We start from the raw sequence: 11,259 nt of genomic DNA, 5'->3' as shown, positions 1-11,259 counted from the left end.
TTAAATTTATAATGCAGTCTAAAATCGACTAAATTAGCTGTGTAAACGCGGTCATCTCGTGGGTTATCTAACTTACTATAACTGTGTCTTATATCCACTTGCCAATGATCGTTTATATCCCAAACTGCTTGCGTTTGTGTATTAATTACATCGCCAAGCTCTAAATTTGTATAGTCAATACGGCTTGCATATTCTAAGTAAAACGATAAGTTCAAGTCTTTTGTCGGTTTAAGCGAAGTGTAAAGATAACCTATATTCTGATTGTAAAATTCATCGTAATAACTTTCTTTACGATGGATAAAACCAATATTAAATAAAGACTGCTTTTGCCCCTTAAAACTTAAAAAGCCTTCGTATTCTTCCTCAAGCAAGTCACCACTTTGCGACCAGGTTTTATCCCAATCAGCTTCATAAGACCATGAAGTAATTAAATCTAACTCATCTCGATACCACGTTTGACCGCCACCAATTAGCACTTTTTCATAATCGACTTTTTCTTGGTATCCTAAATCGGTGCGATAATCCTCACCAATATTTTCATAAGATGTGTAAAGTTTATAGTCTCGCTTGTCACGCGTTAACTCAATTGCGTATGCCTGATCAGATTGCGTTTTGGATAGTCCATAGTTATCAACCAAAAAGTCAGAATTTTGTGTATCAGCTGACGAAACCTGATAAAGCAATGTATCTGACTGATTAAACCAATAACTGCCATCAACTGATAGTACCGTATTACGATAATTATCGCTTTGTCGGTGTGTACTTGAAACGCCCAACGTTCCTTGATCACCTAAGTCATATTGATAACGGCCTACTGCTGCCTGTGTTTTTTCATTTAATGAAGCAAAACCAGAGCCTTGATTTGAAGGAAGTAGAATATTACTGTTTTCATCATCAGCTAACATAAGTGCATAGCTATGCCCATCCGTTTTACCGGTTAACTTAGCGCCTAAAGTTGGCTCTGCAATGGTTCGGGTGTATAAAAGCTCAAATAAGCTACTTTTAAAATATGAGGCACCATCTAAAAAGAAAGGTCTTTTTTCTGCATAATAAATTGAGTAGGTTGTATTCACATCAAGCTCTAGTGAATCAGTCTCTACTTGCGAAAAATCAGGATTAATAGTCGCATTTAATACCGCGTCTTTTGTTATTCCCCAGCGTAAATCTAAACCGGCTTCAGTATCTATGTTACCGTTCTCCCAGTCACCGGGAAGTTGCGCTTTATCATCGTGACGAAGCGCTGTAAGCGTTGGGGTAAGTTGTACATTTTTACTTGATTCAATTTCACTTAAGCCCGTTAACTTATCAAACTGGCAAAGGCTACATTTGACATCGCGGTCGAACCCCATGTTAGATATTTGATAGAGCACGTCCCGTGGGTAGTTTCTCATTAACAAAAACCCCCATGTTAAGTCTTTTTTATCTTCTGGAAAACGCAATGCTTTAAAAGGAATACGCATTTCAACTACATAACCTTCATCGGTAATTTTTCCTGCACTATCCCAAATTGCATTCCACGACGGATCAGACTGCCAACCATCGGTATCGCTCATGCGTAAATCGCCTTGTGCACCTAACGGGTTAACAAAAAACTCATAGCCTGAGCGCTCATCATTAAAGGTATCTATTACGAGTATGGCAGTGTCGTCTTGCCAAAGGGTATCTCGGTCACGAAGTGAAGCACGTATTTGATCTGGGTCAGGGTCGTAAGCAATAAAACCAACATACAAATTTGTGCCATCTTCGTACATGTAGGCATCGGTTTTTACCGGAGGCGCGCCTCTTTCATTAGGCTCATCTTGAACGAGTAAAGGAACGTAGGTCGCTTTTTGCCACTGAGCTTCATCAAGTACGCCATCAACACTAATATTTTGATTGATTCGTGCCAGCGATATCTGCTCTTTTTCAGCAAATACACTGAAGCTATTAAATAGAAGAAAAAAGGATAAAAGTAAAAGCGTGAGTGGTTTTTTTATAATTATAAAGTACTGCATAAACATCCATTTAGAACAACTTTACCCAATATGAGTAATTTCTAAGCCGGAGTGTAATTTAAGCGAGTACATTTGTTAATACCTTGCAAACAAAATTTCGCTGAATATTAACTAATTAATAATAAAGGGTTATTTTAATTGGACGGTTAGGTGTCGAGTAGCTTTAGCTTATTCTCAACTCCATTCCATGTGTCTGCATCATCTGGGGCAGATTTGACTTGGGTAATGCGCGGCCAAATTAAGGCAAGCTCTGCATTAAGTTCAGTGAACTCTTTTTGAGAGTCGGGTAACTCATCTTCTTGATAAATTGCTTCAGCTGGGCATTCCGGTACGCATAATCCACAATCAATACAATCAATTGGGCTAATTGCTAAAAAATTAGGGCCTTCAAAAAATGCATCGGCAGGACACACTGATACGCAATCGGTGTACTTACATTTTATGCAATTTTCAGTAACTACAAACGCCATAAATTTTTTGTACCATAAAGCTAATTTAATAGTGCGCGATCATACCCTTTCACCTCAAAAATACAATAAATAACTGCCATAATTAGCCAATTTAACGTAGTATATGCGCCCTTAATGTAAAGCCAATTCGCGCCCTACACTTTCTTATTGTGAGCGGATATACAACCGCTAAGACACCAAATAGAGATATTAATGATACGTTTAACTGAAATAAAATTGCCACTTGATCATGATGAAAATGCCATTGGCCAAGCCATTATCAACAAACTAAAAATACAACCAGAACAATTACACAGTTATAACGTATTTAAACGTGGCTACGACGCGCGAAAAAAAACAGCCATATTACTCATTTACACCCTTGATATAGAAGTTGATAACGAAGCTGAGCTTTTAGCTGCATTTGCAAAAGATCAACATGTAAAAACAGCGCCCGACACTTCATACAAATTTGTAGCTCAAGCAAACAAAAACATCACAGAGCGCCCTGTTGTTATAGGTTTTGGCCCCTGTGGTTTATTTGCAGGCTTAGTGCTTGCACAAATGGGATTTAATCCAATTATTGTTGAACGTGGTAAAGAAGTACGTGAGCGTACCAAAGATACCTTTGGCTTTTGGCGTAAAAAAGCACTAAACACCGAATCAAATGTGCAGTTTGGTGAAGGCGGCGCGGGTACATTCTCAGATGGCAAATTATATAGCCAAGTAAAAGACCCTAAGCATTATGGCCGTAAAGTTATTACCGAATTTGTTGAAGCAGGCGCACCTGAAGAAATTTTGTATGTAAGTAAGCCTCACATTGGTACGTTTAAACTTGTGACAATGATTGAAAAAATGCGCGCTCGTATTATAGAGCTAGGTGGTGAAATTCGCTTTAGTACCCGTGTAGATGATATTCACTTAGATGACGGTCAAGTAACAGGCTTAACCCTTTCTAACGGTGAACATGTTGAAACACGACACGTTGTTCTTGCCGTTGGGCACAGCGCACGCGATACCTTTAAAATGATTCACGAAAAAGGCATTTATGTAGAAGCCAAGCCCTTTTCAGTTGGCTTTAGAATAGAACACAAGCAATCAATGATTGACGAGTGTCGCTTTGGACCAAATGCCGGCAACCCGATTTTAGGCTCTGCCGACTACAAGCTCGTGCATCATTGTAATAACGGACGCACTGTATATAGCTTTTGCATGTGCCCTGGTGGCACTGTCGTTGCGGCAACATCTGAAGAAGGCCGAGTTGTTACCAATGGTATGAGCCAATATTCACGCAGTGAGCGCAATGCAAATAGTGCTATTGTTGTGGGTATTTCACCTGAAAAAGATTTCCCAGGCCATCCTTTAGCGGGTATTGAGCTGCAGCGCAAATTAGAGGAGCAAGCTTACAAGCTAGGCGGCGAAAACTATGATGCACCAGCCCAGCTTATCGGCGACTTTTTAAAAGGCAAATCTTCTGCTGATTTAGGCGATGTTAAACCCTCTTACACACCAGGAATTAAGTTAACTGACTTAAGTAACGTATTGCCTGCGTTTGCTATTGAAGCGTTACGTGAGGCTATTCCTGCTTTTAATAAGCAAATACGTGGGTTTTCTACTAATGATGGATTACTAACGGGTGTTGAAACGCGCACGTCATCACCCATTAGTATAAAACGTGATAGAAGCTTTCAGAGCATTAACACCAAAGGACTCTACCCTGCAGGTGAAGGCGCAGGCTACGCTGGCGGTATATTATCAGCGGGTATTGATGGCATTAAAGCTGCCGAAGCTGTTGCGCTTTCAATGCTTGAAAACGCTTAAACGCGCTATTTAGTTAATTGTCGTAAAGCCTCACATTGTGGGGCTTTTTTGTGTTAAAAGTAACCAAAAAATTATTTGTGTACTTTTTTATGATAAAAAAATTATTAGGGTTATTAATCTGGGTCGTTGCTTTTAATATTTCAGCTCACGAGTTAAAAACAATAGATGAGATCCACTCGGCGTATAAAAATAATAAAATTACCGCTCAACAACTTACTCAAGGCTATATTAAACGAATTAATCAGCTTAACCCTCAATTTAATGCCGTCATAAATATTGAACCTACAGCTGTTACGCAAGCAAAAAAAATTGATGAACTTAGTGCTCAAGGGCTTTGGGCTGGGCCTCTTCATGGAATACCCGTACTTTTAAAAGATAACATAGAAACCACTGGATCATTACCAACAACAGCTGGCTCTTTAGCTCTTAAAAATAATATAACTAATAACGATGCATTTGTTGTTAAGCAGTTAAGAAATGCGGGTGCTATTATTTTAGGCAAAACCAATTTAAGTGAGTGGGCAAATTTTAGATCGTCTTACTCATCGTCTGGATGGAGTGCAGTTGGCGGGCAAACACACAATGCTCATGATACTACTCGTAATCCCTGTGGTTCGAGCTCAGGATCAGCGGTTGCCATCGCACTTAACTTTGCCCCTGTTGCCCTTGGAACAGAAACGGATGGCTCTATTACCTGCCCCGCTTCTGTAAATGGCGTTTATGCTATAAAACCAAGCATGGGCCAGGTATCGCGCTCTGGTGTAGTGCCACTTTCTAGTAGTCAAGACAGTGTTGGCCCAATGGCACACTCATTAAAAGATGCCCGCCTTGTATTATCTGTGCTACAAGGACGCGATCCGCTTGATACTTCTACGCATAGTTTTGAATTGCAAGCACAGTATAAAGTTACAAAGTCATCATTAGTTATTGGTGCGTTGCCCAGTGATAAGTTTACAGTAGAGACTCAGCGTTTATACAAAAAACAGCTCTCAGCGCTCAAAAAGGCAGGTCATACAGTAGTCAACATTAATATATCTGATGACCTAGCCACGCTTTTTGTCGATGAATATTACGTGTTACTTTATGATTTTAAAAAAGAAATAAACCAGTATTTAGCAAATACTCCTGACCAAGTGAAGATAAAAAGTTTAAGTGCATTGATTGATTTTAATATACAAAACAAAGCAACTGAAATGCCCCATTTTGGGCAAGATATTTTAATACAAGCCAATGCTATCGACTTAACACAAACAGACAAATACCAAAAACCTAAACACCGTTACCGCACACTTGCCACAGCTGCAATTACTAATTTATACAAAAATAATAATGTGGATGTTGTCATTGCCCCAACAACATCACCTGCATGGAAAACAGACTTAGTAAATGGTGATAACTTTAAAGGCAGTAGTAGTTCTTTATCAGCAATTGCCGGCACAACTCATATAACTCTTCCTGTTGGTCAAGTCAGTGGACTACCTGTTGGGTTATCTATTATTGCAAATAAAAACCAGCCATAGGCGGCCTATCAGCATGCTCAAATAATCGACGCAGTATTTATTTCACCCATAAAAAAACCTGAGTAAAAACTCAGGTTTTATTAATTCTTATATGAGTTGTTATTTTTTAAGTGACAACTTTGCACCTTTTAAGCTTTTACGCACATTAGATATACGCGAACGGTTTACCGCGCGAGCTTCGCCCGTTGCTTGCCCTGATAACTTATTAGAACGAGTACGGCGTAAGTGAGCCGGCTTTTTACCTATTTTATCAATAAGCACTTCGCGGTTACTCACTTCATAGCCTTCAAGGTAAACACGCTTAATTTTTTGACCAATTAATGCTTCGATTTCAAATAATGTATTTTCTTCTTCACGGCTTACAAACGATATTGCTTGGCCTTGATTACCAGCACGGCCTGTACGGCCAATACGGTGAACGTAATCTTCAGCAAGCCATGGTAAGTCAATATTAATTACACGCGGTAATCCATCAATATCAATACCACGCGCAGCAACTTCAGTGGCCACTAACACACGTACCTTACCTTCTTTAAACTCACGTAAAGCACGGCGTCGGTTACCTTGTGACTTATCGCCATGGCAAACGGTTGCAGGAATGCCATCAAGGTTTAGTTCTTTAACTAGCTCATCCGCTGTGTCTTTCATATTTACAAACACAAGTACTTGCTGCCAGTTCTTCTTACCAATCAGCTCAGAAAGAAGTTCTTGTTTGCGGCGCTCTTCCACAGGATATACAACGTGCTGTACAGTCGATGCGGTACTGTTAGTTTGGTCAACACGCACAATTTCAGGTTGCTTAAGTACCTTAGAAGCAAATTGTTTAATAGCTGCAGGGAATGTAGCCGAAAACAATAAAATTTGACGGTCATCAGCACAGCTTTTAATCACAGACTGCATATCTGTGATAAAGCCCATATCAAGCATACGGTCGGCTTCATCAAGTACTAGGTGCTTTACATTGGCCAAGCTTAAGTTACCTAGGCGAATGTGATCTAATAAACGACCCGGAGTTGCGACTACAATATCAACGCCTGCTTTTAATGCGTTTTCTTGGCCTGCGGTATTTACTCCACCAAATAAACTCACTACTTTTAGTGAGGTATGCTTTGCATATTCTTTACAGTTATTGGCTATTTGCTCTGCTAATTCTCGTGTTGGTGCTAAAACCAAAGCAGTAGGTGCATTGGTTGTGCTTAAGTCTGATTCAATTAATTTTTGGATAACAGGTAAAGCAAACGCGGCAGTTTTACCGGTACCAGTTTGTGCACTGGCTAAAACGTCTTTACCTTTACGAACAGCTGGAATTGCTGCGCGTTGAATGGGCGTAAGAGTGTGATAGTTGAGTTCGTCTAATGCCTGGATGATTTCAGGTGCGAAACTAAAAGATTTAAAATTCATGCTGTATAACCTACGGCCACATTATCAAGGGTCGCAAATTATACAGTAAAAATGAGCCAACAGTTAGTTATTACTGCTCATAATATCAAACTTATAGCTAAGAGAGAGTTAATACTTCATCGCTGTTAAGTAAACGCGCCTTGCCACCTACTACATCGGCTTCATTTAACTGATTAATGAGTGGCAACCCTATTTGTTGCTGCTCATAATTCAGTGGCAAATACGGCAATCTAAATACGGGGTTTACTGCGTCCGTCATCATCAATGCCGTGTTTATTGCAATCGGGTTTGGCTCGCAAAACAACCAGTTCATTAAAGGTTGTAATGAGCTATTTAACGCATCATTTTTAGTATCCATTAATCGGCGAAACAACCCAGGAATAAGATTAGATGTCACCGATATAACACCGTGTGCTTTGTGTACATGGCGTGCATCGTGCGCTTCGTCATCATTACCTGACCAACACGCAATGCCTTGTTGCTCGTAATGTGCAATTCGCTCGTTACCACCGCATTCTTTTATACCAATTAAATTAGGGTGTTTTGCTAAAGGCTCAATAATATCAGGGGTTAAGTCTTGTCCTGTGCGCCCTGCCACATTGTAAATAAAGGCTGGACCTATATCGAGCACTCGTTTAAAGTGCTCTTTTACACCAACAATAGAGGTACGGCCATAATAAGGGTTAATTTGTAGCGCTGCATGCATACCACTTGCAAAGCCATATTTGGTGGCCTTTATTGCCTCGCGCGTATTGTTACTGCCTGTATTACCAACAATTAGTAACTGATTGCCATACTTGTTTGCACTGTGCGCAATAAGCATTAAATGCTCTTCCCAGTTCATTAACTGGCCTTCGCCGGTTGTACCACCAACCACAATGCCATCTACACCCGCTGCAATTTGTATTTCGACGAGTTCATCATACTTGACTAAATCTATTTCACCATTAGCTAAATACGGGGTTTTAATAGCAGTAATTAAGCTTGCTTGTTTAATTTGTTCTAGGGTGCGCATAAAAATTCATTATTTATAAAACTTGCGCTATTTGTAACATACTTACACGCATTTTTGCAGGCCTAAGCTAATAATAAACGTAAAATGGCTTGTGTTATTTAGTTTGATAATACAAAATACAAATACTGTACATTTAAACAGTGTTTGTATTTTTAACTTTAAGCGAGCCTTTATGCGTTTATCTGACTACTTAGCCACTCATTTTTATACCACCGATGAGCTTTGCCATGCTTTAAATATTGACGCCGAGCAACTAGATACGTGGCAGCAGCAAAGCATTTTTCCTAAACCAAGTTATTGTATAAAAAGCCAGCTAAGTTGTAGCTCGTATTCTGGTTTGTATGAATGTGAAGAGTACGATGATTATTACCCGCGAGGTTGTGTAAATTGGGGGCAAGGGCTAATAAAACAAAAAATTGAATCCTCAAGCAATGCCTTTAATTACTTTGCGCAGCAGTACACAGCAAGCCTGAGTAAACTTGCTCAGCAAGGCTTTAATTTTAATGAAGAATTATTTGGCTGCGAAATAGACGAGCATTTACAGCAAGTGTGGCAACAGTTTTTATGCAGCAAATACGGTGTACTGACACAAAACGGGTTAATTGACGAAATAGTATGTGTGGACATAGGCCGCTTGCTGGTAGACGATATTACTGAATTGCGCACTAAAGGAAGTTTAAACCAACAAGAGCGTACGCAGCTGCACCCCGCTATGAAGCTGCTCAATAAAGCATTAGGCCACGGCGCCGATCACGAAAAACAACATACACTGCGTGCCCGTTACATAGACGCACTTATTTTAAAGTACGATTTATCGATTAAATAAAAACTGCTGAGGTTTATACAGGCTTGGGGTTTAAAATACAGAGTAACGCAAATGGCGATGTATGTTTACGTCGCCACTGTATTTTACTAACTAATAAGAGTGCTTTTTACTAGCCAATGGTGTTGTACACGTCAATATTACTGCTTGTTAGAAGCCCGGTAACTTGTGTTCCAAAAGCTTTAAAATGTGGCTCGTTTTTGTGCGATTCAAAATGCTCATCTGATGCCCACTGTTCAGTCACTAAATAAGTCGTTTGCTGCGCGTCACTTTTTACCGATAGCTCATAACGTAGGCAGCCTACTTCTTGGCGCGAGTACTTTTGCAGGTTTTCGAGTGCAGTTAATACAACTTCTGCATCAATATTTTTGCTCGCGATTGTGGCAATTACCGTTAACATACGGAGTCCTTTTTAAAAAACAAAGGTGCAGTTTTGCTACACCTAATATCGTGTTGCGTATTTTATTACTGATCCCACTGCGGCGCAAAATCAGGCGTTGCTTGGCGGTCGCCACAATCAAGTGCATCAATACGGGCAATGTCTTCATCGTCTAACTTAACATGGTCGTTAAAGTTATCTTCCAAGTTTTTACGCTTAGTTGACGATGGAATCGTAGTCATGCCATTGGCGTTTTCCCAAGCAATTACAACTTGCGCAGGTGAAGCGTTATGCTTATTCGCTATATCAATAATTGTTTTATCTTTTAGTACTTTACCGACCACAAACGGCATATAAGCCGTTACGTGTATACCGTGCTGAGCGCAAAACGCACGTAATTTTGTATTAGTTAAGTACGGATGTACCTCAACTTGGTTAGTAAATATTTCACGCGAGTCTAGCGTTTGCATAGCTTCGTTTAAGTTTGCAATAGTGAAATTAGACACGCCAATATGTTTTGTTAAACCAAGCTGTTTAGCTTTTAAAAGCTCAGTTAGGTACTCACTCATTGGCTCATCGTTTGATGGCGCAGGCCAATGAATAAGCAATAAATCAACAGAGTCTACTTGCAGCTTTTCTAAAGACTTTTCTACGCTTGCAATAAAATCAGTTTTATTGAGTTTGTTATTCCACACTTTAGTCGTTAAAAATATTTCGCTGCGCGGAATGTTACTATCTTTTATAGCTTGGCCTACTTGCTCTTCGTTACCATAAATTTGCGCTGTGTCTATATGGCGAAACCCGACATCTAATGCCATTTTTACCGAGTTGTATGCAGTATCGCCTTCTAAACGAAATGTTCCAACACCTAAATTCGGCATTTCAATTACACGTTGTGTCATGAATCTATCCTTATACGTTGGTTTAAAATACAGCTATTGAATAGCGTTAAAAAATACACCTTTTACTTTCTCAAAAAATAACCTCACAGTAGCTATGAGGTTATAAAAATGCGTTTCAAGGGTTTAATGATACAAAGTTTACACTTTATGCTCGCTGAATTTCACGCTTATCGAGCAAGCCACTGTAACGAGTCGCTATAAATGCTAATGCAGAAATAACGGCGCCTATCCATGCTGTGTCTCGCAGAGTCATACTTTCCACTACGCTTCCACCAATGATTGAGCCAAGTGCAATACCAATATTAAAAGCGGCTATATTTAATCCAGATGCAACATCCACAGCATTAGGTGTATGTTTTTGTGCTTGTTTTACAACGTAAAGCTGTAAGCCTGGCACGTTACCAAACGCAAAGGCGCCCCAAACTAAAATTGTAAGTACGGCAGCTACTTTATTATCCATGGTAAATGTAAGTGCCAATAAAATAATGCTAAGAGCACTAAATATAATACTGAGTGCACTTATTGGTCCGCGTTTATCCGCAAGTTTTCCACCCCAAATATTGCCTACCGCTACAGATGCACCATAAACCAGCATAATTAAACCAATAGCTGAGGGTGCAAAGCCAGTTTCCTGCTCTAGAATCGGCGCTAAATAAGTAAATGCTGTAAACGTGCCGCCATAGCCTAAAATAGTCATTAAATATACGAGTAATAAGCGCGGTTTAACAATAACCTGAAGCTGTTCTTTAAAGGTTGCAGGGATAGACTGCTTCAAGTTTTTGGGTACCAAAATAGCACTTCCTACCAAAGCTATTAAGCCCAACACTGATACCACTAAAAATGTTGCACGCCAGCCAAAATGCTGACCTATCCACGTTCCTAATGGCACTCCTGTTACAAGTGCAACCGTGAGTCCCGTAAACATAATTGCAATAGCGCTGGCCTCTTTATCTTT

Annotated in this window: 9 protein-coding genes and 1 pseudogene; 3 read left to right on the top strand and 7 right to left on the bottom strand. The window is 39.8% G+C overall.

What is annotated here, in order from left to right; genetic code table 11:
- Together BCG07_RS01695 and fdxA are read right to left on the bottom strand one after the other, a co-directional pair.
- A partial coding sequence (locus BCG07_RS01695; protein WP_286888273.1) for a carbohydrate binding family 9 domain-containing protein occupies positions 1 to 1,994 on the bottom strand: 1,994 nt, incomplete at its 3' end.
- 146 nt (positions 1,995 to 2,140) lie between these two features.
- The gene (gene fdxA, locus BCG07_RS01690; protein WP_006791755.1) at positions 2,141 to 2,464 is read right to left on the bottom strand and encodes a ferredoxin FdxA; all 324 of its coding nucleotides are present in this window, start codon (positions 2,462 to 2,464) and stop codon (positions 2,141 to 2,143) included.
- A gap of 192 nt (positions 2,465 to 2,656) precedes the next feature.
- On the opposite strand from fdxA, the gene BCG07_RS01685 reads away from it, so the two are divergent.
- Together BCG07_RS01685 and BCG07_RS01680 are read left to right on the top strand one after the other, a co-directional pair.
- The gene (locus BCG07_RS01685; protein WP_286888270.1) at positions 2,657 to 4,264 is read left to right on the top strand and encodes an NAD(P)/FAD-dependent oxidoreductase; all 1,608 of its coding nucleotides are present in this window, start codon (positions 2,657 to 2,659) and stop codon (positions 4,262 to 4,264) included.
- A gap of 89 nt (positions 4,265 to 4,353) precedes the next feature.
- A pseudogene (locus BCG07_RS01680) lies at positions 4,354 to 5,850 on the top strand (amidase family protein).
- A gap of 33 nt (positions 5,851 to 5,883) precedes the next feature.
- Here the strand turns inward: BCG07_RS01680 and BCG07_RS01675 are convergent.
- Positions 5,884 to 7,185 (bottom strand): DEAD/DEAH box helicase, encoded by a 1,302-nt coding sequence (locus BCG07_RS01675; protein ID WP_286888267.1) that lies wholly within the window; start codon positions 7,183 to 7,185, stop codon positions 5,884 to 5,886.
- 97 nt (positions 7,186 to 7,282) lie between these two features.
- Positions 7,283 to 8,200, bottom strand: coding sequence for a 4-hydroxy-tetrahydrodipicolinate synthase (locus tag BCG07_RS01670; RefSeq protein WP_286888265.1), 918 nt, complete (start codon positions 8,198 to 8,200; stop codon positions 7,283 to 7,285).
- 172 nt (positions 8,201 to 8,372) lie between these two features.
- On the opposite strand from BCG07_RS01670, the gene BCG07_RS01665 reads away from it, so the two are divergent.
- Positions 8,373 to 9,026 (top strand): DUF6058 family natural product biosynthesis protein, encoded by a 654-nt coding sequence (locus tag BCG07_RS01665; RefSeq protein WP_008127925.1) that lies wholly within the window; start codon positions 8,373 to 8,375, stop codon positions 9,024 to 9,026.
- 109 nt (positions 9,027 to 9,135) lie between these two features.
- Here BCG07_RS01665 and BCG07_RS01660 read toward each other — a convergent pair whose 3' ends face one another.
- The 3 genes from BCG07_RS01660 to BCG07_RS01650 form a co-directional block, all read right to left on the bottom strand.
- Positions 9,136 to 9,423: a putative quinol monooxygenase gene (locus BCG07_RS01660; protein ID WP_010556271.1), complete on the bottom strand. Its 288-nt coding sequence runs from the start codon at positions 9,421 to 9,423 to the stop codon at positions 9,136 to 9,138.
- 65 nt (positions 9,424 to 9,488) lie between these two features.
- On the bottom strand, positions 9,489 to 10,304 hold the full coding sequence (dkgB, locus tag BCG07_RS01655; RefSeq protein WP_286888264.1) for a 2,5-didehydrogluconate reductase DkgB: 816 nt from the start codon (positions 10,302 to 10,304) through the stop codon (positions 9,489 to 9,491).
- 145 nt (positions 10,305 to 10,449) lie between these two features.
- The coding region (locus BCG07_RS01650) for an MFS transporter (RefSeq protein ID WP_286888263.1) at positions 10,450 to 11,259 on the bottom strand (810 nt) is incomplete at its 5' end.

Origin of the sequence: Pseudoalteromonas sp. ESRF-bin5 (assembly GCF_002632075.1) — a bacterium.
Lineage (GTDB): Bacteria > Pseudomonadota > Gammaproteobacteria > Enterobacterales > Alteromonadaceae > Pseudoalteromonas > Pseudoalteromonas marina.
This window is presented reverse-complemented; position numbering and strand designations above follow the sequence as displayed.